The sequence below is a fragment of the Saccharopolyspora sp. NPDC047091 genome, from assembly GCF_040643635.1.
GTDB lineage: Bacteria > Actinomycetota > Actinomycetes > Mycobacteriales > Pseudonocardiaceae > Saccharopolyspora_C.
On record NZ_JBEYUS010000007.1, the window covers coordinates 83,117 to 105,562 of the forward strand.

General features: G+C 72.2%; 23 protein-coding genes. 21 read left to right on the top strand and 2 right to left on the bottom strand.

Going from position 1 to position 22,446, the window contains the following annotated elements; all coding sequences use genetic code 11:
* Positions 1–15: 15 nt before the first annotated feature.
* The 6 genes from hpt to folK all read left to right on the top strand — a co-directional run bounded on the left by hpt (position 16) and on the right by folK (position 5,706).
* On the top strand, positions 16–573 hold the full coding sequence (hpt, locus tag ABZ805_RS05765; RefSeq protein WP_358434910.1) for a hypoxanthine phosphoribosyltransferase: 558 nt from the start codon (positions 16–18) through the stop codon (positions 571–573).
* A gap of 219 nt (positions 574–792) precedes the next feature.
* Positions 793–3,273 (top strand): ATP-dependent zinc metalloprotease FtsH, encoded by a 2,481-nt coding sequence (gene ftsH / locus ABZ805_RS05770; RefSeq protein WP_358434913.1) that lies wholly within the window; start codon positions 793–795, stop codon positions 3,271–3,273.
* 88 nt (positions 3,274–3,361) lie between these two features.
* Positions 3,362–3,991 carry a GTP cyclohydrolase I FolE gene (gene folE / locus ABZ805_RS05775; protein ID WP_358434916.1) on the top strand — a complete coding sequence of 210 codons (630 nt, stop codon included), beginning with the start codon at positions 3,362–3,364 and terminating at the stop codon, positions 3,989–3,991.
* Positions 3,991–4,836, top strand: coding sequence for a dihydropteroate synthase (gene folP / locus ABZ805_RS05780; RefSeq protein ID WP_358434919.1), 846 nt, complete (start codon positions 3,991–3,993; stop codon positions 4,834–4,836). The genes folE and folP overlap by 1 nt, the downstream gene beginning before the upstream one ends.
* Positions 4,829–5,212: a dihydroneopterin aldolase gene (gene folB / locus ABZ805_RS05785; protein ID WP_358434922.1), complete on the top strand. Its 384-nt coding sequence runs from the start codon at positions 4,829–4,831 to the stop codon at positions 5,210–5,212. Before folP ends, folB begins: the two co-directional genes overlap by 8 nt.
* Positions 5,209–5,706 (top strand): 2-amino-4-hydroxy-6-hydroxymethyldihydropteridine diphosphokinase, encoded by a 498-nt coding sequence (gene folK / locus ABZ805_RS05790; RefSeq protein WP_358434925.1) that lies wholly within the window; start codon positions 5,209–5,211, stop codon positions 5,704–5,706. Before folB ends, folK begins: the two co-directional genes overlap by 4 nt.
* 48 nt (positions 5,707–5,754) lie before the next feature.
* On the opposite strand, the gene ABZ805_RS05795 is transcribed toward folK, so the two are convergent.
* Positions 5,755–6,699, bottom strand: a complete 945-nt coding sequence (locus ABZ805_RS05795; protein WP_358434928.1) for a MerR family transcriptional regulator — start codon at positions 6,697–6,699, stop codon at positions 5,755–5,757.
* Between the two features lie 132 nt (positions 6,700–6,831).
* On the opposite strand from ABZ805_RS05795, the gene ABZ805_RS05800 reads away from it, so the two are divergent.
* The 12 genes from ABZ805_RS05800 to ABZ805_RS05855 all read left to right on the top strand — a co-directional run bounded on the left by ABZ805_RS05800 (position 6,832) and on the right by ABZ805_RS05855 (position 21,391).
* Positions 6,832–7,299 carry a DUF3180 domain-containing protein gene (locus ABZ805_RS05800; RefSeq protein ID WP_358435091.1) on the top strand — a complete coding sequence of 156 codons (468 nt, stop codon included), beginning with the start codon at positions 6,832–6,834 and terminating at the stop codon, positions 7,297–7,299.
* Positions 7,300–7,527: 228 nt separating this feature from the next.
* Positions 7,528–8,646 (top strand): DUF6779 domain-containing protein, encoded by a 1,119-nt coding sequence (locus tag ABZ805_RS05805; protein ID WP_358434931.1) that lies wholly within the window; start codon positions 7,528–7,530, stop codon positions 8,644–8,646.
* A gap of 142 nt (positions 8,647–8,788) precedes the next feature.
* The gene (locus ABZ805_RS05810; RefSeq protein WP_358434933.1) at positions 8,789–10,273 is read left to right on the top strand and encodes a PrsW family intramembrane metalloprotease; all 1,485 of its coding nucleotides are present in this window, start codon (positions 8,789–8,791) and stop codon (positions 10,271–10,273) included.
* Between the two features lie 129 nt (positions 10,274–10,402).
* Entirely contained in the window at positions 10,403–11,314 is a 912-nt protein-coding gene (locus ABZ805_RS05815; RefSeq protein ID WP_358434935.1) for a DUF2520 domain-containing protein, read from the top strand.
* On the top strand, positions 11,311–12,207 hold the full coding sequence (gene panC, locus ABZ805_RS05820) for a pantoate--beta-alanine ligase (RefSeq protein ID WP_358434938.1): 897 nt from the start codon (positions 11,311–11,313) through the stop codon (positions 12,205–12,207). Before ABZ805_RS05815 ends, panC begins: the two co-directional genes overlap by 4 nt.
* Before the next feature lie 54 nt (positions 12,208–12,261).
* Positions 12,262–12,726, top strand: coding sequence for an aspartate 1-decarboxylase (gene panD / locus ABZ805_RS05825; RefSeq protein ID WP_358434940.1), 465 nt, complete (start codon positions 12,262–12,264; stop codon positions 12,724–12,726).
* A 28-nt stretch (positions 12,727–12,754) separates the two neighbouring features.
* Positions 12,755–13,546: a type III pantothenate kinase gene (locus ABZ805_RS05830; protein ID WP_358434942.1), complete on the top strand. Its 792-nt coding sequence runs from the start codon at positions 12,755–12,757 to the stop codon at positions 13,544–13,546.
* Between the two features lie 716 nt (positions 13,547–14,262).
* Positions 14,263–14,616 carry an Lsr2 family protein gene (locus tag ABZ805_RS05835; RefSeq protein ID WP_184483511.1) on the top strand — a complete coding sequence of 118 codons (354 nt, stop codon included), beginning with the start codon at positions 14,263–14,265 and terminating at the stop codon, positions 14,614–14,616.
* 1,009 nt (positions 14,617–15,625) lie between these two features.
* A complete protein-coding gene (locus tag ABZ805_RS05840) occupies positions 15,626–16,606 on the top strand; it encodes an iron ABC transporter permease (RefSeq protein WP_358435094.1) in 981 nt (326 codons plus the stop codon).
* The gene (locus tag ABZ805_RS05845) at positions 16,603–17,694 is read left to right on the top strand and encodes an iron chelate uptake ABC transporter family permease subunit (protein ID WP_358434945.1); all 1,092 of its coding nucleotides are present in this window, start codon (positions 16,603–16,605) and stop codon (positions 17,692–17,694) included. The genes ABZ805_RS05840 and ABZ805_RS05845 overlap by 4 nt, the downstream gene beginning before the upstream one ends.
* The gene (locus ABZ805_RS05850) at positions 17,691–18,545 is read left to right on the top strand and encodes an ABC transporter ATP-binding protein (protein WP_358434947.1); all 855 of its coding nucleotides are present in this window, start codon (positions 17,691–17,693) and stop codon (positions 18,543–18,545) included. Before ABZ805_RS05845 ends, ABZ805_RS05850 begins: the two co-directional genes overlap by 4 nt.
* 287 nt (positions 18,546–18,832) lie before the next feature.
* A complete protein-coding gene (locus ABZ805_RS05855; RefSeq protein WP_358434949.1) occupies positions 18,833–21,391 on the top strand; it encodes an ATP-dependent Clp protease ATP-binding subunit in 2,559 nt (852 codons plus the stop codon).
* 130 nt (positions 21,392–21,521) lie between these two features.
* On the opposite strand, the gene ABZ805_RS05860 is transcribed toward ABZ805_RS05855, so the two are convergent.
* Positions 21,522–21,710: a hypothetical protein gene (locus tag ABZ805_RS05860; protein WP_358434951.1), complete on the bottom strand. Its 189-nt coding sequence runs from the start codon at positions 21,708–21,710 to the stop codon at positions 21,522–21,524.
* On the opposite strand from ABZ805_RS05860, the gene ABZ805_RS05865 reads away from it, so the two are divergent.
* The 3 genes from ABZ805_RS05865 to ABZ805_RS05875 all read left to right on the top strand — a co-directional run bounded on the left by ABZ805_RS05865 (position 21,687) and on the right by ABZ805_RS05875 (position 22,438).
* On the top strand, positions 21,687–22,010 hold the full coding sequence (locus ABZ805_RS05865) for a Scr1 family TA system antitoxin-like transcriptional regulator (RefSeq protein WP_358434953.1): 324 nt from the start codon (positions 21,687–21,689) through the stop codon (positions 22,008–22,010). The genes ABZ805_RS05860 and ABZ805_RS05865 overlap by 24 nt on opposite strands.
* Positions 21,986–22,171, top strand: coding sequence for a DUF397 domain-containing protein (locus tag ABZ805_RS05870; protein WP_358434955.1), 186 nt, complete (start codon positions 21,986–21,988; stop codon positions 22,169–22,171). Before ABZ805_RS05865 ends, ABZ805_RS05870 begins: the two co-directional genes overlap by 25 nt.
* A gap of 81 nt (positions 22,172–22,252) precedes the next feature.
* Positions 22,253–22,438, top strand: coding sequence for a DUF397 domain-containing protein (locus ABZ805_RS05875; RefSeq protein ID WP_358434957.1), 186 nt, complete (start codon positions 22,253–22,255; stop codon positions 22,436–22,438).
* The last annotated feature ends 8 nt before the right edge of the window (positions 22,439–22,446 follow it).

Sequence of the window (22,446 nt, forward strand, 5' to 3'; positions counted from 1 at the left end):
GGGGAAGCCGGTCCGGTGTACGACGGCGACATCGCTTCGGTGCTCATCACCGAGCAGCAGATCCAGGACAAGACGGCCGAACTGGCCGCGCAGGTCGCCGAGGACTTCCAGGACGCGCAGGGCGGTGACCTGCTGCTGGTGGGCGTGCTCAAGGGCGCGGTCATGTTCATGACCGACCTGGCCAGGGCGCTGCCGCGGCCCGCGCAGCTGGAGTTCATGGCGGTGAGCTCGTACGGCTCGTCCACTTCGTCCTCGGGCGTGGTGCGGATCCTGAAGGACCTGGACCGGGACATCGCGGGCAGGCACGTGCTGATCGTCGAGGACATCATCGACTCCGGACTCACGCTGTCCTGGCTGCTGAAGAACCTGACCGCGCGCAACCCCGCCTCGCTGGAGGTGTGCACGCTGCTGCGCAAGCCGGACGCCGTGCAGGTGGACGTGCCGGTCCGCTACGTCGGGTTCGACATCCCGAACGAGTTCGTCGTCGGCTACGGCCTGGACTACGCGGAGCGGTACCGGGACCTGCCCTACATCGGCACCCTCGACCCGAAGGTCTACACCTCCGGGCGGTAGCCGCGTTCCTCGCAGGCCGGGCCGGGTGCGAGAAAGGTCCGGTTCCGATCCGGGGTAGGGTTGCCGACCTGCACAACGCTCGGCGTGGTGGCGCGCTCGCCGCGGCCGGTACGCTGGTCCGAGGGGGTTGACGGCGGCGACGGTTCGTGCGCCGTTCACCGGTGCCGTTGCCCGAAGTGAAGTCAGGGAGGGTCGAGGCCGACCGCCGGCCGCAAGTGAATGGACCTCAAGCGCCTGCTCCGTAACCCGCTGCTCTGGATCCTGGCGGGATTAGCGCTGATCATGAGCCTCAGCGTGCTCTTCGACGAGACGAAGGGCTACCAGCCGGTTTCGACCTCAGACGCCCTCCGGCAGATTTCCGAGGGCAAGGTGGCCGAGGCGACCATCCAGGACAAGGAACAGCGGGTACTGCTGACCCTCAAGCAGGGCCAGAACTTCGCCAACAGCGAACAGCTGATGGCGCAGTACCCCGCCGGTGCCACCGACGCCGTGGTCGACGACATCCGCCGGTCGAACGTCGAGAAGTGGAACACCGAAGTCACCCAGGACTCGTTCTGGACGCAGATGCTGATCTACCTGCTCCCGATCGGCCTGCTCGTTCTCGTCCTCATGTGGATGATGAACAACGTCCAGGGCGGCGGGAACCGGGTGATGAACTTCGGCAAGTCCAAGGCCAAGCAGCTCACCAAGGACATGCCCAAGACGCTGTTCAACGACGTCGCCGGTGCGGACGAGGCCGTCGAGGAACTGCACGAGATCAAGGACTTCCTGCAGAACCCGGGCCGCTACCAGGCGCTGGGCGCGAAGATCCCGAAGGGCGTGCTGCTGTACGGCCCGCCCGGCACCGGCAAGACGCTGCTGGCGCGCGCGGTCGCCGGTGAGGCAGGCGTGCCGTTCTACTCGATCTCCGGTTCGGACTTCGTGGAGATGTTCGTCGGTGTCGGCGCCTCCCGCGTCCGCGACCTGTTCGAGCAGGCCAAGCAGAACGCGCCGTGCATCATCTTCGTCGACGAGATCGACGCGGTCGGCCGCCAGCGCGGTGCGGGCCTCGGCGGTGGGCACGACGAGCGCGAGCAGACGCTGAACCAGCTGCTGGTGGAGATGGACGGGTTCGACTCGCGCGGCGGCATCATCCTGATCGCCGCGACGAACCGGCCGGACATCCTGGACCCGGCGCTGCTGCGCCCGGGCCGCTTCGACCGGCAGATCCCCGTTTCGGCGCCGGACCTGCGGGGCCGCAAGGCGATCCTGGGCGTGCACTCGAAGGGCAAGCCGCTGGCGCAGGACGCCGACATGGAGGGCCTGGCCAAGCGCACCGTCGGGTTCTCCGGCGCCGACCTGGAGAACGTGGTCAACGAGGCCGCGCTGCTCACGGCCCGCGAGAACGGCCAGCTGATCACCGGTGCCGCGCTGGAGGAGTCGGTCGACCGGGTGATCGGCGGCCCGCGCCGCAAGAGCAAGATCATTTCGGAGCGGGACAAGAAGATCACCGCGTACCACGAGGGCGGGCACGCGCTGGCCGCCTGGGCGATGCCCGACGTGGACCCGGTCTACAAGCTCACGATCCTGCCGCGCGGCCGCACCGGCGGGCACGCCCTCGTCGTCCCCGAGGACGACAAGGACATGATGACCCGCTCGGAGATGATCGGGCGCCTGGTGTTCGCGCTCGGCGGCCGGTCCGCGGAGGAGCTCGTGTTCCACGAGCCCACCACCGGCGCCTCCAGCGACATCGAGCAGGCGACCAAGATCGCCCGCGCGATGGTCACCGAGTACGGCATGACCGCGCGCCTCGGCGCCGTCAAGTACGGCAAGGAGGAGGGCGACCCGTTCCTGGGCCGCTCCGCCGGGCAGCAGCCGAACTACTCGCTCGAGGTCGCGCACGAGATCGACGAGGAAGTGCGCAAGCTCATCGAGGCCGCGCACACCGAGGCGTGGGAGGTGCTCAACACCTACCGCGACGTCCTCGACGAGCTCGTGCTGGAGGTCCTGGAGAAGGAGACGCTGGTCCGCAAGGACCTGGAGCGGATCTTCGCCAAGGTCGAGAAGCGGCCCCGGATCACGGCGTTCAACGACTTCGGCGGGCGCACCCCGTCGGAGAAGCCGCCGATCAAGACCCCGGGCGAGCTGGCCATCGAACGCGGCGAGCCGTGGCCCCCGCCGGTCGAGACGCCGCGGTTCAGCGACCCGGTGCCGAACGGTTCGGTGCCCGCGGGCGCGGTTCCGGCCGGTCAGCACAACCAGGACCAGCCGCAGGGCGGGCAGGGCACCGTGCAGTTCCCGCACCCGCAGGGCCAGCCCCAGCAGGTCCAGCAGCCGCAGGTCCAGCAGCCGTACGGCCAGCAGCCCCCGCAGGGGCAGCAGCCGTACGGGCAGGCCCCGCAGGGGCAGCCGGGCCAGTACGGCCAGCCGCAGGCGGTGCCGCCGAACTACGGAGCCCCGCCCGGCTGGACGCCGGCGACGGCCCCGGGCGGGACCGGCCAGCAGCAGTACCAGCAGTGGGTCCCGTCGTGGGAGCGGCCGCAGCAGCAGCCCCCGGAGCAGAACCCCGCCGCCGGTGCGCAGCAGGCCCAGCAGGGTGCGCAGCAGGACGCGGCGAGCACCGGGCCCGACCAGCAGCAGACCCCGCAGCAGTCCCCGGAGTCCCAGCAGTCCCCGGACCCGGAGCAACGGGGAGAGGACAAGGGCGAGAGCGGTCGCTGAGCGCCCGAGCGACAAGACCGGAAGAGGGGCACCGTCGCACGTCGGCGGTGCCCCTCTTCGGTGCGGTGAGCCGGTGGAGGAACGACACGTGACCAGCAGTCTCGGTGAGCAGCCCGGGCAGGACGACGCCCGGGGCGGTTTCGAGCGGCCCGCATTCGACCAGGAGCGCGCCGCGGCGGCGATCCGGGAGCTGCTGCTCGCGGCCGGGGAGGACCCGGATCGGGAAGGCCTGCGGGAGACGCCCCAGCGGGTGGCCCGCGCCTACGAAGAGTTGTTCGCCGGGCTCTACACCGACCCGGACGAGGTGCTGGACCGCACCTTCGACGAGGCGCACGAAGAGCTCGTGCTGGTCCGCGACATCCCGATGTACTCGCAGTGCGAGCACCACCTGCTGCCGTTCCACGGGGTCGCGCACATCGGCTACATCCCGAACGAGAAGGGCCGGGTCACCGGCCTGTCGAAGCTGGCGCGGCTGGTCGACCTGTACGCGAAGCGCCCGCAGGTGCAGGAGCGGCTGACCTCGCAGGTCGCGGACGCGCTGGTGCGCAAGCTCGAACCGCGCGGCGTGATCGTGGTGGTGGACGCCGAGCACCTGTGCATGGGGATGCGCGGGGTGCGCAAGGCCGGGTCGACCACGACGACGTCCGCGGTGCGCGGCATCTTCCGCAGCTCCGCGTCCTCCCGGTCCGAAGCGCTGTCGCTGATCAGAGGCTCGTGATGGGTGCGTTCCTGCCGCGGCCGCAGCGCTGCGCCGTGATGGGCGTGCTGAACGTGACGCCCGATTCGTTCTCCGACGGCGGCCGCTACCTGGACGTGAAGGCCGCGGTGGAGCACGGCGTGGAGATGTTCGAGCTGGGCGCGGACATCGTCGACGTGGGCGGCGAGTCGACGCGGCCGGGCGCGGACCGGGTCGCCGCGGCCACCGAGGTCGAACGGGTGCTGCCGGTGGTGGCGGAGCTCGTCGCCGCCGGGGTGCCGGTGAGCGTGGACACCACCCGGGCCGAGGTCGCGGCCGCCACCGCCGCCGCGGGTGCCTCGGTGATCAACGACGTGTCGGGCGGGCTGGCCGATCCGGACATGGCGCGGGTCGCCGCGGACACCGGGCTGCCGTGGGTGCTGATGCACTGGCGCGGGCACAGCAAGGACATGGGTTCGCTGGCCGCCTACGGCGATGTGGTCGCCGAGGTGCGCGCCGAACTGCTCGCGCAGGTGGACGCGGCGCTGCGGGCGGGGGTGCGGGAGGACGCGATCGTGCTCGACCCCGGCCTGGGCTTCGCGAAGACCGGCGAGCACGACTGGGCGCTGCTGCACCGGCTGGGCGAGTTCGTGGACCTGGGGTTCCCGGTGCTGGTGGGCGCGTCCCGCAAGCGCTTCCTCGGCGGGCTGCTGGCCGGTGCGGACGGCGAGCCGCGCCCGGCGGCGGGCCGGGAGACGGCGACGGCGGCCGTGTCGGCGCTGGCCGCGGATCGCGGTGCGTGGGCGGTGCGGGTGCACGACGTGCGGAGTTCGCTGGACGCGGTCGCGGTGGCCGCGGCCTGGAACGCGGGAGGGACCGTTGGCTGACCGGATCGCGCTGACCGGGTTGCGGGTGCGCGGCAACCACGGCGTGTTCGAGCACGAGAAGCGGGACGGCCAGGATTTCCTGGTCGACATCACCGTGTGGGCGGATCTGGCCGGTGCGGCCGCCTCCGACGACCTGGCGCAGACGCTGAACTACGGCGAGCTGGCGCAGCGGGCCGCCGACGTCGTCGCGGGCCCGGCGCGCGACCTGATCGAGACGGTGGCCGCGGAGATCGCCGACGGCATCATGGCCGACCACCGGGCGCACGCGGCCGAGGTCACGATCCACAAGCCGTCCGCGCCGATCCCGCTGACCTTCGCCGACGTGGCGGTCACCATCCGCCGGTCGCGGCGCGCGGCCCGCGGGGGCGCGGCGTGAGCCGGGCGGTGCTGTCCCTCGGATCGAACCTGGGGGACCGGCTGGCGCACCTGCGGTCCGCGGTCGCCGGGTTCGGGGACGCGGTCGAGGCCGTGTCGCCGGTGTACGAGACCGCGCCGTGGGGCGTGCTGGACCAGCCGGACTTCCTCAACGCGGTGCTGGTGGTGCGGGCCGACGGCGTCGACGAGTGGGGCTGGTTGCGGCGCGGCCAGGAGCTGGAGCGCGCGGCCGAGCGGGTGCGCGAGCAGCGCTGGGGCCCGCGCACCCTCGACGTGGACGTGGTGCTGGTGGACGGCGTGCGCAGCGACGATCCGGAGCTGCTGCTGCCCCACCCGGGGACGCCGGAACGGGCGACGGTGCTCGTCCCGTGGGCGGTGCTGGAACCGGCCGCGGTCCTGCCCGGGCACGGCCCGATCGCCGAGCTGATCGAGGCGCTGCCCGCCGCCGACGTCGCCGCCGTGACCCGCCGCGACGATCTCCTGCTCCGCCCCTGATCCGCAGGTGGACGGCCCGCGAGCAGCGGGTCCGCCCACCCTGCGGGATCAGAGCGCGCGCACCGCTTCGGCGAGCCAGCGGGTCTGGCGTTCCGTGGTGGGGTGCGGCGGCCAGCCGTTGATGATCGCGAGCAGCTCCCAGTAGCGGGACATCCGTTCGTCGTACGGCTTGCCGAACTCCGCGACGAGCTCGGCGCGGCCCGCCGCGTCGTCCGCGGCGCCGCGCTGCTCGGCCCACAGCGCCGCGCCGCGCTCGGCGATCTCCCTGCCGCGGGCGGAGCCGGGTTCGTGCCCGGCCTCCTGCGCTTCCCGGATCGCGTCGAACAGCGCCCACCACTCGGCCGCCTGCTCCTGCTTCTGCACCGGTGGCGCGTGCTCGCCCGTGGCGCGCTGCGCGGCCTGCTGCTCCCACAGCTCGCGGACGGCGCGGCGGAAGTCGTCGTCGGTGACGAGCTCGGCGAGCTCGATCCACGCCTCCACCTGCTCGGTGCTCGGGTCGTCCGGCAGGGCCGGTTTCGCCGAGCGCATCCAGGCCGCGAACTCGGCGTCCACGTCGAGGCCGCCGATCGTCCCGTCCCAGAACTCGTCGATGATCCGGTCGCGCTCGGCGTCGGACATCGTCGCCAGCTTGTGCATGAGCTTCACCCCTTCGGTCGGTTCGTCCAGTCGTGCGACCGCCCGCAGCACGGCGCGCCGGGTCCGCAGCAACCGCAGCTGGTCCTCCAGCAGGACCAGCTGGGTCTCGGCGAGCCGCCGCACCGTGGTCTCCGCGGCCAGCACCCGGCGCACCTCGTCCAAGCCGGCGCCGAGTTCGCGCAGGGTGCGCACCAGTTCCAGCTTCGCGATCGATGCCACGTCGTAGCGCCGGTAGCCCGCGTGCGTGCGGTCGGTGGGCGGCACGACACCGCTGTCGGAGTAGAACCGGATGGTCTTCACGCTCAGCCCGGTCCGCCGGGAGAGCTCTCCGATCGTGTAGCGCTGCGCGTCGTCCACGTCCCAGACCCTCGACCCTCCAGCCGGTGGAGGCTCAAGCCCGTTTTCCGGACCGGGCGGCCCACCGGCTGCCGCCGCCCGCTTCACGCGTTCTGCGATGCTGGGATCGTGGCACCACGGCAGCAAGAGCGGATGCAGTTCACCCCGGCGCGGCAGCTGGTCGTCGCGGCGCTGGTCGCGGCCGTCCTGGCCTACGTCGGCGCGAGCCTCGCCTACGGCGGCCTGCCGCGGCTTCCCGCGCTCGCGGGCGCGACGCTGCTGCTGATCGCGGTCGTCGACGTGCTGCTGGCGGTGACCCTGCGGCCGCGCATCAAGCGCAAGCCCGGCACCGAACCGGTGGACGCGCTGCCCGCGGCGCGCGCGGTCGCGCTGGCGAAGGCGTCCTCCCTGGTCGGTTCGATCATGGGTGGCGTGTGGGGCGGGCTGCTCGGCTACCTGCTGCCGATCCGGGATTCGGTGCAGGCGGCGGGGGAGGACACCACGGCGGCGGTGGTCGGCCTGATCAGCGCGGCGGCGCTGGTGGCCGCGGGGTTGTGGCTGGAGAGCTCGTTGCGCAACCCCGACGACCCGGAGGAGCCGTACGACGACGAGGATCGCTGACCGGCGGTCGTCGCGCGGCCACGGCGCGTTCGCCGCCAGCGGCGCGGAACCGGTGGGGTGGCGCGGCCCCGGCGCTCGGCGGCGGCACCCGCGGGAACGGGGATTCCTCTTGCGCGCCAACGAAACGCTGCTCCGTTCGGGCGTTCCGGTGTGGGCCGCCTTGACGAACCGGTGATCGTCGCGTTCCCTGCGGGTCTCGATCGGATAAAGGCCGGGTACCGTGTGGTCATGTCCGACTCCGCCCGTTCCGCAGCCGCTGATCAGCGACCGTCGGTGCTGTGGGTCGGTGCCCTCGTCCTCGCCGCCGCAGCGACCGCGATCCTGGTGGTGAGCAACGATTCCCGGGTGCTCAAGCTCGGTCTGGTCGCCGCGCTGTGGGCGGCGCTGCTCGGCGCGTTCGGCGTCGCGAAGCTGCGCGGCAAGGCCGCCGCGGCGGTGGAGCGGGAAGCGGAACGGCAGCGCGTCTACGAGCTCGAACTGGAACGGGAGATCGCCGCGCGCCGCGAGTTCGAAGCGGCGGCCGAAGTGGAGGCCCGGCGCACCGCGGCCGCCGAGTCCGACGCGGAGATCCAGGCGCTGAAGGCGGAACTCCGCGCGCTGCGGCAGAACCTGGAGCACATGCTCGGCGGCGACGTGCTGTTCGAGCGGGTCGCGCTGCGCGCCGAATCCACCCGCGTCCGGTCGCTGCCGGAACGGCCTGCGACCGGCGAGCAACCGCGGATCGTCGGCGACACCGGCACCCAGCAGCGGATCGTCGGCGACACCGGCGCGCAGCCGCGGATCATCCAGCACCCCGACGGGCGCGGCAGGCAGCTGCCCCCCGCCCACCAGGGCCAGGTGGAGCAGCCCGCCGAACCCGCTCCGCAGCCGCCGCAGGTGGAGCAGCCGCCGCCGCGGCCGTCGAAGCCCCGCAAGTCCCGGCCCCCGCACGGCAGGCCCGCGCCGCGGCAGCCCGCCGAAGCCCGCCGCCCGCAGCCGCCGCCCGCCGGCGCGCAGGGCGCCTGGCCCGAGTCCACTTCGGACCGGTTGCGCCCGGTTCGGCCCGAACCGGAACCGGCCCCGCAGGCCGCGCATCCCGCGCCGCAGCCGCCCACCGACCCCACCCCGGCGCAGCCCGCCGCGCAGGTTCCCGAGAGCGCTCCCGAACCCGTCGCGCCTGCCGTGCCCGCTGCACCTCCCGCGCCTGCCGCGCCGGAGGCCGCCGAGGCCGCCGACCGCCGGCTGCCCACCAGCCAGGTCGCGGCCGGCGCGCACACCGAGGGCACCTCGGTCACCGACCTGCTCGCCGCCTACGGCGACTCCGGCGACGGGCGCGAATCGAAGCGCCGCCGCAGGCGCCGCGGCTGAGCGGACCGCCGAGGTGATCGGTCCAGCCGCTTGCGCCGCTCGGTCCCGGCAGCCGGTCCCCTGACCGGAGCCGCGTCCGAGGAGCGCGGGATTCGCCCCCAGGCGGTGTGGCCCCCCGCGGCCGCGTTCTAGGGTTTCGGACGTGTCCACACCTGATCTCCCCGGTCCTGCGCCCGACCTCTCCGGCGCGCGCAGGTTGCAGACCCGCAAGCATTCCGCGGTCGGCTGGCCGGTGGCCGGGCTGCTGCTGCTCGGCATCATCGGCCTGGTCATGGTGGGTGTCGCCACCTCCAGGGTCGGGGTGCTGCCCGCGTTGGTGGGCGCGCTGGCGGCGCTGATCCCGGTCGGCGTGGTGTTCGCCGCGATCGTGTGGATCGACCGGTGGGAACCGGAGCCGCCGATCCTGATGCTCGGCGCGTTCCTGTGGGGCGCCGGGGGAGCGACGGGCTGCGCGCTGCTGCTCAACGGTTCGGTGGTCGGGCTGGGCGAGCTGCTGTTCGGGCCGAGCGAGCACCTGTTCTTCGAGCGGGCGCTGATGGCGCCGCTGGTCGAGGAGGGCGCGAAGGCGCTGTTCGTGGTGTCGCTGTGGTTCTGGCGGCGCTCCGAGTTCAACGGGCTCGTCGACGGCATCGTCTACGCGGGGCTGACCGCGGCCGGGTTCGCGTTCACCGAGAACATCCTGTACTTCGGCAAGGCCTTCTCCGAGGGCGGCTGGGGCAATGCGGCCGGTGGGGTGATCGCCGTGTTCATCCTGCGCGGGGTCTTGGCGCCGTTCTCGCACCCGCTGTTCACCTCGATGGTCGGCATCGGCATCGGGCTGGCCTCGCGGACCACGGACACGACGAAGCGGGTGCTGTGGCCCGCCGCCGGGTTCCTGGTGGCGGTGCTGCTGCACGCGGCGTGGAACGCGTCGACGCTGCTCGGCGGCACCGGTTTCCTCAACGTGTACTTCCTGATCATGCTGCCGATCTTCGCGGGCACCGGCTGGCTGGTGGTGTGGCAGCGCAAGCGGGAGCAGCGGATCGTCGCCGACCAGTTGCCGGTGCTGCAGCGCGCCGGGCTGATCCCGCGCAGCGAGGTGGAGATGCTGGCCTCGCTGGCGGGCCGCCGCGGCTGGCAGCGCAAGGTCCGGCAGAGCGCGGGCGCGGAACCGGCGAAGGCCGTGCGGGACTACCAGATCGCGGTGACCGAGCTGGCGTTCCTGCAGCACCGGGCCGCGGAAGGCCGCACCACCAGCGCCGTCCGCCGCGCGCGCCGGGAGAAGCTGATCGAGGAGTTGAAGGCCGCGCGCCGGTCCGCGGTCGGTTCGCAGGACGCGTTCCAGACGGCGCGGGTGAAGATCCACGAGCTGACGCAGAGTGTGCGCCGCCCGGGTGCCCGCCCGCAGCGCCCGGTCGAACCGGCGGCACCGCAGCCGGACCGCGCCACCCGCTCCCGGCCGGACCTCGCCGGTGAGCAGCGGCGCCCCGCCCCACCGCAGCCGACCCCGCCGCAGCAGGTCAGGCAGCAGCCGGGCGGCAGGCCCCCGCAGGGCCCGCCGGGCAGGCCGCCGAACCCGCAGGCCGGCCCGCCGAGGCAGGCCCCGCCGCGCCCCGGCGAGCACGGCGGACACCCGCCGCGCGGCTGATCCGGACGTCCGCGCGGACCGGGTGGTCCTCGCCACCCGCCGCGACGCGGACGCCCCGCGGCGGGCTACTCTCGCGCTGCTGTCCGGTACCCGCTGCGGGACTGGAACGGTTGGGAGGACGACGTGTCGATGTCTGCCGGACGTCCGCCAGGTCGAGGCGCGGGACCCCGGCTCCGGGTCGGAGTGGTGTCCGCGGGCCGGGTGGGTGCGGTGCTCGGGGCGGCGCTCGCGCGCGCCGGGCACGAGGTGGTGGCGGTGTCCGCGGTGTCGGACGCCTCGCTGCGCCGAGCCGAGGAGCTGCTGCCCGCGGTGCCGGTGCGCCCGCCCGACGAGGTCGCCGACGCCGCCGATCTGGTGGTGCTCGCGGTTCCCGACGACGTGCTGCCCGGCCTGGTGCGCGGCCTGGTCGCCACCGGTTCGCTGCGCGCCGGGCAGATCCTGCTGCACACCTGCGGCGCCCACGGCGTGGCCCCGCTGGAACCCGCCGCCGAGCTGGGCGTGCTGACCTTGGCGCTGCACCCCGCGATGACCTTCACCGGCCGGGCCGAGGACGTGGAGCGGCTGGCGACGGCCTGCGCCGCGGTGACCGCCCCGGACGACGAGGCGGCGTGGAACGTCGGCGAGGTGCTCGCGCTGGAGCTCGGCGCCGAACCGGTCCGCGTCCCCGAGCACGCCCGCCGGATCTACCACGCGGCGCTCTCGCACGGTGCGAACCACCTGATCACCCTGGTCAACGAGTGCGCGGACCTGCTGCGCAGCGCCGGGATCGAGATCCCGGACCGGGTGATGGCCCCGGTGCTGTCCGCCTCGCTGGACAACGCGCTGCGCTTCGGCGACCGCGGCCTCACCGGACCGGTGTCCCGGGGTGATGTGGGCACGGTCCGCGCGCACCTCGGTTCGCTGCGGGAATCGGCGCCGGAGATGGTCGCCGGCTACGCGGCGATGGCGCGGCGGACCGCCGACCGCGCCGAGCAGGCCGGTCTGCTCGACGCCCGGTCCGCCACCGAAGTGCACGAAGTACTCGACGAGGAGCAGCGATGACCACGGCCGACGGGGTGGGCGCGGGCCCCGGTTACACCGCGCGGGAACTCACCGTGCACCGGCGTCCGGCGGAGCTGGCGAAGGTGACGCGCGCGCTGCGCGCGACCGGCCGCCCGATCACGCTGGTGCCGACGATGGGCGCGCTGCACGAAGGGCACCTGGAGCTGATCCGCGCTGCCCGCAAGGTGCCCGCCGCGGTCACGGTGGTGTCGATCTTCGTGAACCCGCTGCAATTCGGCGCGGGCGAGGACCTGGACCGCTACCCCCGCACCTTCGAGGCGGACCTGGAGGCGTGCCGCGCCGAAGGCGTCGAGCTGGTGCTCGCCCCCGAACCCGCCGACATGTACGCCGCGGACCGGCAGATCGGCCTCACCGCGGGCTCGCTCGGCGAGCAGCTGGAGGGCGCGAGCAGGCCGGGGCACTTCGACGGGATGCTCACCGTCGTCGCGAAGCTGATCGGCATCGTGCGCCCGGACCTGGCGCTGTTCGGGGAGAAGGACTACCAGCAGCTGGTGCTGGTGCGCCGGATGGCGCGGGATCTGAACTTCGACACCAGGATCCAGGGCGTGCCGATCGTGCGCCAGGCCGACGGGCTCGCGCTGTCGTCCCGCAACGCCTACCTCGACGCGGACCAGCGGCGCGCGGCGCTCGCGCTGTCCGCGGCGATGGCGGCCGGGGTGCACGCGGGCCGCTCCGGCGCGGCGGCGGTGCTGGCGGCGGCGCGCGCCGCGCTGGACTCCGAACCGCTGGTGGCGACCGACTACCTGGAGCTGCGGGACACCGACCTCGGCCCGGCGCCCGCCACCGGCGAGGCGCGGCTGCTGGTGGCGGCCCAGGTCGGCGGCACCCGGCTCCTCGACAACGCGCTCGTCCAGCTCGGCCCGGTGGAGTAGCAGCCCGGCCCACGATCTTCCGACCGCCGCGGGCGGTGAGGGGAGTAGTTCGCGATGTTCCGCACCATGCTCAAGTCCAAGATCCACCGCGCCACGGTGACCCAGGCCGACCTGCACTACGTCGGCTCGGTGACGGTGGACGCCGACCTGATGGACGCCGCCGACCTGCTGGAAGGCGAGCAGGTCGCGATCGTCGACGTCACCAACGGCGCCCGGCTGGAGACCTACGTGATCACCGGCGAGCGCGGCTCCGGCGTGATCGGCATCAACGGGGCCGCCGCGCACCTGGTGCAGCCCGGTGACCTGGTGATCCTCATCGCCTACGGGGTGATGGACGAGGTGGAGGCCCGCTCCTACCGGCCGAAGGTGATCTTCGTGGATGCCGACAACGCGGTGCTGGAGCACGGCACCGACCCGGCCGCGGCTCCCGCCGGGTCCGGCCTGGTCAGCGGCGCCGCACCGGCCGAGACGGACGACGCCGCGAAGCTGGACGCACTGCTCGCGGCCCCCGAGGCCTGACCCCGCTCCGACCCCGGGAGGTACGCCGGTGCTGCTCGCGCTGGACGTCGGTAACACCAACATCACCCTCGGCCTGTACGACACCGGGTCCGAGGAACCCCGCGGCGGCCTGGTGCGGGACTGGCGGATGCGCACCGAGCCGCGGATGACGGCCGACGAGATGGCGCTGACCGTGCGCGGTCTCCTCGGTGAGCACGCCGAGCGGATCACCGGCATCTCCGCGCTGTCCACCGTTCCCGCGCTGCTGCGCGAGCTGCGGGTGATGCTCGACCGCTACTGGGACGGGGTGCCGCGGATCGTGGTGGAGCCGGGCGTGCGCACCGGGGTCCCGCTGCTGGTCGACAACCCGAAGGAGGTCGGCGCGGACCGGGTGATCAACACCCTCGCCGCGCACCACCTGCACGCGACGAACTGCGTGGTGGTCGATTTCGGCACGTCCACGAACGTCGACGTCATCTCGTCGAAGGGCGAGTTCCTCGGCGGGGCGTTCGCGCCGGGCGTGGAGATCTCGCTGGACGCGCTCGCCTCGCGGGCCGCGCAGTTGCGCAAGGTCGAGCTGACCCGGCCGCGGTCGGTGATCGGCAAGAACACGGTGGAATGCCTGCAATCCGGCATCCTGTTCGGTTTCGCCGGCCAGGTGGACGGCCTGGTGCGGCGGATCGTGGCCGAACTGGAATCGACCCACGGCGGGACCGCGGCGGTGCTGGCCACGGGCGGGCTGGCGCCGCTGGTGGTCGCCGAATCGCAGACGATCACCGACCACGTGCCGGACCTGACGTTGCTGGGCCTGCGGCTGGTCTACGACCGCAACTTCCGCTGATCCGGGTGTTCTTTTCCCGCTGCGGGCGGTCCGCGGCGGAAAGCCGATTCCGGATGCGGACGGTCGTTAACCGCTCACGACTACTGCCGGTCGGTCCGATACTTCTTGGCCACTTGCCGGAAGGGCGCGATGCGCAGCGCGAGGAGTGCGCGGCGGCCGAGGTCCCGCCCGGTGAGTGCGCACTTTCTGCTTGCCGATGAGTGCGGAATGACGCGGACGCGAAGTGCGGGAATGGCCTGGCGACATCGTTGATGTAGTGCGGCGGAAGCGGTATCGGTCGCTCGATCCGCTTCCGGTGGAGGCCCGGAATGACCCGATCCGGGGGACACCGGGGTTTTTCCTCGGCGGGGTGAGTGCGTTTGTGGAGTGGCTGCGCTAACCTGACCGTGACAATGTTCGGTGAAGGCTTCGATGACGGCTATTCTTGGTCAGCTGTCCAAAACTCCTGTCGAACTCCATCAGGCCGGTCCCGGGCGGCTTGCCCTCCCGTGCTCCGGCCGACGAAACCGGCGGAAGCCGAAGGGCTCACTGCAAGGTCGGCCGGAGAGTCCGGTGGGGCGTTCGGATTGCGCGGCTCTGCCGGGCGGTTCAGTTGGGGCAGTCCGGTATGGCCCGGGTCGAGCTGCGGATTCGGGGCGCTCTCGGCGGAGAGCTCTCGGCGGTGGTCATGCCGTCATCGGCGTTATTCACAGAAAGCTCCGGGGAGGACTGCCACCATGGCGCAGAAGGTTACGGTCACGCTCGTCGACGATCTCGACGGCGGCCAGGCCGATGAAACGGTCGAGTTCGCGCTGGACGGCGTCTCGTACCAGATCGACCTTTCCAACGACAATGCGAGCGAGCTGCGCGACGCGCTGTCCGGCTACGTCTCCAGCGCACGTCGCGCGGGCGGGCGGAAGAAGCCCGGCCCGCGCCCCGCTGCGGCCGGCCGTGCCGCGGGCGGTTCCACCAGCGCGGACCGGGAGCAGAACCAGGCCATCCGGGAATGGGCCCGCAAGCGCGGCCTCAAGGTCTCGGACCGCGGCCGGATCCCGGCGGACATCGTGGACCAGTACCACAAGGCGAACTGAAGCCGTGCGGACGCGGACGGGGGCGCCGGGGATTCCCGGCGCCCCCTGCGCGTTCGCGGCGGCCGTTCCGCCGCGCCGCGCCGCCGGAACTCCGGTGGCGCCGCGCCCCGGCGCGGTCGCGGAACCGGTCAGCAGGTTCCCCGTCACCTGATCTGCCGCATCCGATCCGGGTTCGAACGCCTCCACCGGATGCCGGATCCGGATTCTTCCCGGTGGCCGCAGCCGATCCGATGTTCGTTCGCGGCAGGAATGCTGATGAGCCGCCGCGGCCGCGGGCGGATCGTTCCTGGATCGGAATCTCACCGCCGAAGGCGGTCGCGGCCCGTTTGTCGTGGTGTCCGGTTTGTCGAGCCGGATCGTTCTGGCCGGTGGCCCCGATCGTTTGTGCGCGCCGGTGCCCGCGGCGGGCGGGGATGATGTTCCGCACGTTCGGCCGCCGTTTTTCCGTCCTTCCGCGTCCGGGTGCGGTCGTTCCGCGCGGATTCCGCGAACGTCCGCCCGCCGTCCGGGGTATCCCGCCGTCCACGCGGTGAAATCGGCGGTGCCGGTGTTCGTGAACCGGATTCACGAGCGTGATCCGTTCGGCGCTATCGCCGGGATTTCATCCTTCGCGAGCCCGCGTCCGCCGCAAGATTGCCGGGGCCGGACTCGGCCGATCCGCGCAGGCGAGGGAAAACCCTTGGAGATCGAGTACCCGAATCGATGCGGAACCCGGGAAATCGGTTTCCCCACGGGAGGTTCCGGTTGGCCGGTTCCGGTCCTGCTGGTCCCGCGCGAGTGATCGCGGCGTGACGCGGAGTGCGGCAGCGGGCGTGGGAGAAACCGTCCGCCCGCCCGGACCCGTCGGCTAGCCTTAGGACGGCCTAACCTAACTTGGCCGAGTGGCGGAACCGGACGACGTGGGAGTGGGACCTTGAGCCGCAGCGGAACCGTCGGGAGCCCACCCGGCACCGAGCGCGAGGCGCCGGAAGCACCGGCCGCCCGGCTCGGCGCGCGCCGCAGACGCAGGCTGCTCGGCCTGGGCGTGCTGCTCGGCGTGCTCGTGGTCAGCTGCGCGCTGAGCATCGCCGTCGGCGCCAAGTCCATCCCGCTCGGCGAGGTGTGGACCGAACTCGTCGCGCCCGCGGGCTCGGAGAACGCGCTGATCATCTGGGAGCTGCGGCTGCCGCGCACCGTCGTCGGCGTGCTCGTCGGCGCCGCGCTCGGGCTCGCGGGTGCGCTGATGCAGGGCCACACCCGCAACCCCATCGCCGACCCCGGCATCCTCGGCATCACCCAGGGCGCGGCGCTCGCCGTGGTCCTGGCGGTGTACGCGTTCGGCATCAGCAGCCTGTTCGGCTACATCTGGTTCGGCTTCGGCGGCGCCCTGCTGGGCGCGCTGGCGGTGTTCGCGATCGGTTCGATGGGCCGCGCGGGCGCCACTCCGGTGACGCTGGCGCTCGCGGGCATGGCGATCAGCGCGCTGCTGCAGGCGCTCACCTCGGCGCTGGTGCTCAGCGACCAGCAGAGCCTGGACACCTACCGGTTCTGGAAGGTCGGTTCGATCGCGGTCACCGACCCGGCCGTCATCTGGCAGGTGCTGCCGTTCCTGGTCGCCGGGCTCGTGCTGGGGCTGGCGAACGCGACCGGGCTGAACGCGCTGTCGCTGGGCGACGACGTGGCCCGCGGCCTCGGGCACCGGGTCGCGGTGACCCGCAGGCTCGGCGTGCTGGCGATCGCGGTGCTGGTGGGCGCCTCCGCCGCGGTGTGCGGGCCGATCAGCTTCGTGGGCCTGGTGGTGCCGCACATCGCGCGGTTCTTCACCGGCGCCGACCACCGCTGGCTGCTGCCGTTCGCGGCGCTGATGGGGTCCTCGCTGGTGCTGCTCGCCGACATCGCGGGTCGCCTCGTCGCGCGGCCCGCCGAAGTCCAGGTCGGGGTGATGCTGGCGATGGTCGGCGCCCCGTTCTTCATCGCGTTGGTGCGGCGCAGGAAGCTGGTGCGGCTGTGACTCAGGTTCTGGACGCCCCCGAACGCCGGGTGACCGGGCGCCGTCCGCTGCGGGTGGGGCCGGCCTCCGGGGTGCTGCGGCCGCGGCCGCTGCTGGTGCTGCTCGCCGGGCTGGTGCTGCTGCTGGGCTGCGTGCTGCTGGACATCGGGCTCGGCGAGTACCAGCTGAGCCCCGGGCAGGTGCTGGTCACGCTGTTCGGCGGCGGCGACTACGCCGACCACTACGTGGTGTTCGGGCTGCGGATGCCGCGGGCGCTGACCGCGGTGCTGGTGGGCGCGGCGCTCGGCCTGTCCGGCGCGATCACCCAGGCGGTGGCGCGCAACCCGCTGGCCAGCCCGGACATGCTCGGCATCACCTCCGGTGCCGGGGCGGCCGCGGTCGCGGTGATCGTGTTCGGCGGCACCGCGGGTGCGCTGGGCGGGCTCGCCGAGGCGGTGGGGCTGCCGATGATCGCGCTCGCCGGGGGGCTGGTGGCCGGGCTCGCGATCTACGGGCTGGCGTACCGCGGCGGCGTGGACTCGTACCGGATCGTGCTGGTCGGCGTGGGCGTCACCGCGCTGGCCGGGAACGCCATCTACTGGCTGCTCACGGTGGGCGACGTGAACGACGCCGGGCGGGCGATGGTGTGGCTGACGGGCAGCCTCAACGCCCGCGGCTGGGACCACGTGGTGCCGACGGCGATCGCGCTGGCCGTGCTGCTGCCGCTGACCCTGCTGGGCGCGCACGCGCTCGGCGCCCTGCAGTTCGACGACGACACGGTGCGCGGGCTCGGGGTGCGGATGGACCTCGCGCGCGGCCTGCTGCTGCTCGCCGCCGTGGTGCTGGCCTCCATCGCGACCGCGGCGGCGGGCCCGGTGCAGTTCGTGGCGCTGGCCGCGCCGCAGATCGCGCTGCGGCTGTCCCGGTCGGCGCGACCACCGCTGGTGGCCTCGCTGGTGTACGGCGGCGCCCTGGTGGTGGCGGCCGACCTGCTGTCCAGGACGGCGTTCGGCGCGGCGGAGATGCCGGTGGGCATCGTCACCGCGATCTTGGGCGCGCCGTACCTGATCTACTTGCTCATCCGTCGGTACCGGGAGGACCGCGCATGACCTCACCCGTGTCCACACCCAGCCAGGAAGCGGCCGGTGCCGGGCAGCGGCAGCGGCTCCGGGGCGAGCGGTTGCGGCTGGCCTACGGCGACCGCGTCGTCGTGGACGGCCTCGACATCGACGTGCCGGACGGCACCATCACGGCCGTGATCGGCCCGAACGGCTGCGGCAAGTCGACGGTGCTGCGGGCGTTGGCCCGGTTGCTGGCGCCGCAGCAGGGCCAGGTGCTGCTGGACGGCAAGCAGATCCACAAGATGCCCACGAAGGAGGTCGCGCGGGTGCTCGGCCTGCTGCCGCAGTCGCCGCAGGCCCCGGAGGGGCTCACGGTGGCGGACCTGGTCGCGCGCGGCAGGCACCCGCACCAGGCCTGGTACCGGCAGTGGTCCTCGGACGACGAGCAGGCGGTGGCCGAGGCGCTGGAGCTCACCGGCATCGGCGACCTCGCCGAGCGCGCGGTGGACGAGCTCTCCGGCGGTCAGCGCCAGCGCGCCTGGCTGTCGATGGCGCTGGCGCAGGGCACCGACCTGCTGCTGCTGGACGAGCCGACGACGTACCTGGACCTGGCGCACCAGGTGGAGGTGCTGGACCTGGTCGGCCGGTTGCACGACGAGAGCGGCCGCACCGTGGTGATGGTGCTGCACGACCTGAACCTGGCGGCCCGCTACGCGGACCGGCTGGTGGCGATGCGCGACGGCGCGATCGTGGCGCAGGGCGCGCCCGGCGAGGTGCTCACCGAGGAACTGCTGGCGGACGTCTTCAGCCTGAACGCCCGGGTCATTCCCGATCCGGTGACGGATACTCCGATGGTGGTACCGATCGGTGGCAGAGCGGCGTCCTCCGTGCGAGATTAGATCGACCGTGGCCACCTGAACGAGTGGGCGTGTGCCGCTGCGCCGGGCCTTGTTCGCGCTCAGCGGACATCGGCCCTCGTTCGGGTCAGAGCGGAATGTCGCAGGTCGGCAGCTCGTTGGACGACAGGCAAGGCGGCGAACGGGTGCGGCGGGCTGCCAGCGGGTCCGGACTCCGCCGGGGTGCGGCTACTACAGTGGACCCCAGAGTGCTGAACCCTTCGCGGGCATCGGCGAGCAGGAGCCGTGTCCCGGTACAACACCGCCGGCGCAGCAGTCAGGGAGTGCGAATGTTCGAGAGGTTCACCGACCGCGCGAGGCGGGTGGTCGTCCTGGCCCAAGAAGAGGCCCGGATGCTCAACCACAACTACATCGGCACCGAGCACATCCTCCTGGGCTTGATCCACGAGGGTGAGGGTGTCGCCGCTAAGGCGCTGGAGTCGCTGGGGATCGCCCTGGAAGGCGTGCGGCAGCAGGTCGAGGAGATCATCGGCCAAGGCCAGCAGGCCCCGAGCGGTCACATCCCGTTCACCCCACGGGCCAAGAAGGTGCTGGAGCTGTCGCTGCGGGAGGCGTTGCAGCTCGGCCACAACTACATCGGGACCGAGCACATCCTGCTCGGGCTGATCCGCGAGGGCGAGGGCGTCGCCGCCCAGGTGCTCGTCAAGCTCGGCGCGGACCTCAACCGGGTGCGCCAGCAGGTGCTGCAGCTGCTGTCCGGGTACCAGGGCAAGGAGCCCGCCGAGGCCGGTGGCCGCGGCGAGGGCACCCCGTCGTCGTCGCTGGTCCTGGACCAGTTCGGCCGGAACCTGACGCAGAGCGCCCGCGAATCGAAGCTCGACCCGGTCATCGGCCGGGACAAGGAGATCGAGCGCATCATGCAGGTGCTCTCGCGGCGCACCAAGAACAACCCGGTGCTCATCGGCGAGGCCGGCGTCGGCAAGACCGCCGTCGTCGAGGGCCTGGCGCAGAAGGTCGTCAAGGGCGAGGTGCCCGAGACGCTGAAGGACAAGCAGCTCTACACGCTGGACCTGGGCTCGCTGGTCGCCGGTTCCCGCTACCGCGGTGACTTCGAAGAGCGCCTGAAGAAGGTGCTCAAGGAGATCAAGACCCGCGGCGACATCATCCTGTTCATCGACGAGATCCACACCCTCGTCGGAGCGGGAGCGGCCGAAGGTGCCATAGACGCCGCGAGCATCCTCAAGCCGATGCTGGCCCGCGGTGAGCTGCAGACCATCGGTGCGACCACGCTTGAGGAGTACCGCAAGTACGTCGAGAAGGACCCGGCCCTGGAGCGCCGCTTCCAGCCGATCCAGGTCGGCGAGCCCTCGCTGGAACACACCATCGAGATCCTCAAGGGCCTGCGCGACCGGTACGAGGCGCACCACCGGGTGTCCATCACCGACGGCGCGCTGGTCGCGGCCTCGACGCTGGCGGACCGGTACATCAACGACCGCTACCTGCCGGACAAGGCGATCGACCTGATCGACGAGGCCGGGGCCCGGATGCGCATCCGCCGGATGACCGCTCCGCCGGACCTGCGCGAGTTCGACGAGAAGATCGCCGACGTGCGCCGGGACAAGGAGTCGGCCATCGACGGCCAGGACTTCGAGCGCGCCGCGCGCCTCCGCGACGAGGAGAAGACCCTCCTCGGGCAGAAGGAGGAGCGGGAGACCCAGTGGAAGGCCGGTGACCTGGACGTCGTCGCGGAGGTCGACGACGAGCAGATCGCCGAGGTGCTGGCCAACTGGACCGGCATCCCCGTCTTCAAGCTCACCGAGGAGGAGACCACCCGGCTGCTCCGCATGGAGGACGAGCTGCACAAGCGGATCATCGGCCAGGACGACGCGGTCAAGGCCGTGTCCCAGGCGATCCGCCGCACCCGTGCCGGGCTGAAGGACCCGAAGCGCCCCTCGGGCTCGTTCATCTTCGCCGGTCCGTCCGGTGTCGGTAAGACGGAGCTGTCGAAGGCGCTGGCCGAGTTCCTGTTCGGCGACGACGACGCGCTCGTGCAGATCGACATGGGTGAGTTCCACGACCGCTACACCGCTTCGCGGCTGTTCGGTGCCCCTCCGGGGTACGTCGGCTACGAAGAGGGCGGCCAGCTCACCGAGAAGGTCCGCCGCAAGCCGTTCTCCGTGGTGCTGTTCGACGAGATCGAGAAGGCCCACCAGGAGATCTACAACACGCTGCTGCAGGTGTTGGAGGACGGCCGCCTGACCGACGGCCAGGGCCGCACGGTGGACTTCAAGAACACGGTGCTGATCTTCACCTCGAACCTCGGGACGCAGGACATCTCGAAGGCCGTGGGCCTCGGGTTCTCCGCGGGCAACTCCGCCGACTCGAACTACGAGCGGATGAAGTCCAAGGTCCACGAGGAGATGAAGAAGCACTTCCGTCCGGAGTTCCTCAACCGGATCGACGACGTCATCGTCTTCCACCAGCTCACCGAGAACGAGATCATCGAGATGGTCGACCTCCTCGCGGGCCGGGTGGAGAAGGCGCTGCGCGGCAAGGACATGTCCTTGGAGCTGACGACGAAGGCGAAGCGGCTGCTCGCCAAGCGCGGCTTCGACCCGGTGCTGGGTGCCCGGCCGCTGCGCCGCACCATCCAGCGCGACATCGAGGACCGGCTGTCCGAGAAGATCCTGTTCGGCGAGATCGAAGCCGGCCAGATCGTCATCGTGGACGTCGACAACTGGGACGGCGAGGGCAAGGACGACGAGGCGGTGTTCACCTTCCGCGGTGAGCAGAAGCCGTCCACCGTCCCGGACTCGCCGCCGGTGGACCTGGCGTCCTCGGGCGGTTCCGCGGAGGAGTCCTCGCGGGAGGACAACTCCGAGGAGTGATCCCGGATTCCTGATCCCGAACGCGGCCCTCGCACCACACCGGTGCGGGGGCCGCTTCGCGTTCGGCCCCGGTCGCGGCGGGTTCGGGCGGCCGGACGGGTTCGTCCGGCCTGCTGGGCGAACCGTCCGTTCACCCGTCGTCGTCATCGATGTCCGGGGACTCGGCGTCGGTCGCGGCGAGGATGCCGTCGGCGGTGCGGACGGCCGCGGCGAGGATGTCGAAGCCGCGGCGGGTGCAGCTGAGGACGAGTTCGTTCCGCCCTTTTCTCTCGACCAGGTCGTCGGCAGCCCGTCGGTGCTGTGCGGTCAGCTCGACCACCTGCTGCGGCTCGGCGAACGATCCGACGTCACCGTGCAGGTCGTTCCGCGCGGTGTGCCGAACAACCCGGTGCTGGGCGAAGGATTGATCACGTTGGATTTCGGTGCATCGGCGCCGAGGATCGCGTTCAAGGGTAGTCACGCGCCCGCCACCTACTACGATCATGAAGAGGACCCGACACCGATGTTCCGGGCGATGGAGCGGCTCCGAGAGCTGGCGGCGTCTCCGGAGGAGTCTGCCGAGCTCCTGTCCGAGAAGATGAGGGGCTGGCACCGATGGGCTACGACACCGGCTGGTTGACGAGCACGCGCAGCTCTGGGACCAGCAACATGTGCGTGGAGGTCCGCCTGACGGATCGCGGGGTGTGGGTGCGGGATTCGAAGGATCGGGCGGGTGGTCGGCTCGGGGTGAGCCACGTGGCCTGGCGCCGGTTCCTCGCCGAGCTGCCCGGCGCGCGCTGACCCGTCCGCCGCTCGCTGACCCGCTCTTGAAATCGGGGAGTCCCGTCGTCTACTGCTGATCAAGACGGAGGGAGTGCCGTGATGGGTTACGACACCGGCTGGTTCAAGAGCACCCGAAGCTCCGGGTCCAGCAATGCGTGCGTCGAGGTTCGCTTCACCGCCCGTGGAGTGTTCGTGCGTGATTCGAAGGACCCCGAGGGTGGTCGGCTCGGCGTCGGTCACTCCGCCTGGCGCCGGTTCCTCGCCGAGCTGCCCGGCGCGCGCTGACCCGCCCG

What these genes read in the sequence shown, in the direction of transcription:
- ftsH (WP_358434913.1), top strand. Translation starts at nt 793, where the DNA reads ATGGACCTCAAGCGCCTGCTCCGTAACCCGCTGCTCTGGATCCTGGCG.
- folP (WP_358434919.1), top strand. Translation starts at nt 3,991, where the DNA reads ATGGGTGCGTTCCTGCCGCGGCCGCAGCGCTGCGCCGTGATGGGCGTG.
- ABZ805_RS05800 (WP_358435091.1), top strand. Translation starts at nt 6,832, where the DNA reads ATGCAGTTCACCCCGGCGCGGCAGCTGGTCGTCGCGGCGCTGGTCGCG.
- ABZ805_RS05805 (WP_358434931.1), top strand. Translation starts at nt 7,528, where the DNA reads ATGTCCGACTCCGCCCGTTCCGCAGCCGCTGATCAGCGACCGTCGGTG.
- ABZ805_RS05815 (WP_358434935.1), top strand. Translation starts at nt 10,403, where the DNA reads ATGTCTGCCGGACGTCCGCCAGGTCGAGGCGCGGGACCCCGGCTCCGG.
- panC (WP_358434938.1), top strand. Translation starts at nt 11,311, where the DNA reads ATGACCACGGCCGACGGGGTGGGCGCGGGCCCCGGTTACACCGCGCGG.
- panD (WP_358434940.1), top strand. Translation starts at nt 12,262, where the DNA reads ATGTTCCGCACCATGCTCAAGTCCAAGATCCACCGCGCCACGGTGACC.
- ABZ805_RS05835 (WP_184483511.1), top strand. Translation starts at nt 14,263, where the DNA reads ATGGCGCAGAAGGTTACGGTCACGCTCGTCGACGATCTCGACGGCGGC.
- ABZ805_RS05850 (WP_358434947.1), top strand. Translation starts at nt 17,691, where the DNA reads ATGACCTCACCCGTGTCCACACCCAGCCAGGAAGCGGCCGGTGCCGGG.
- ABZ805_RS05855 (WP_358434949.1), top strand. Translation starts at nt 18,833, where the DNA reads ATGTTCGAGAGGTTCACCGACCGCGCGAGGCGGGTGGTCGTCCTGGCC.
- ABZ805_RS05870 (WP_358434955.1), top strand. Translation starts at nt 21,986, where the DNA reads ATGGGCTACGACACCGGCTGGTTGACGAGCACGCGCAGCTCTGGGACC.
- ABZ805_RS05875 (WP_358434957.1), top strand. Translation starts at nt 22,253, where the DNA reads ATGGGTTACGACACCGGCTGGTTCAAGAGCACCCGAAGCTCCGGGTCC.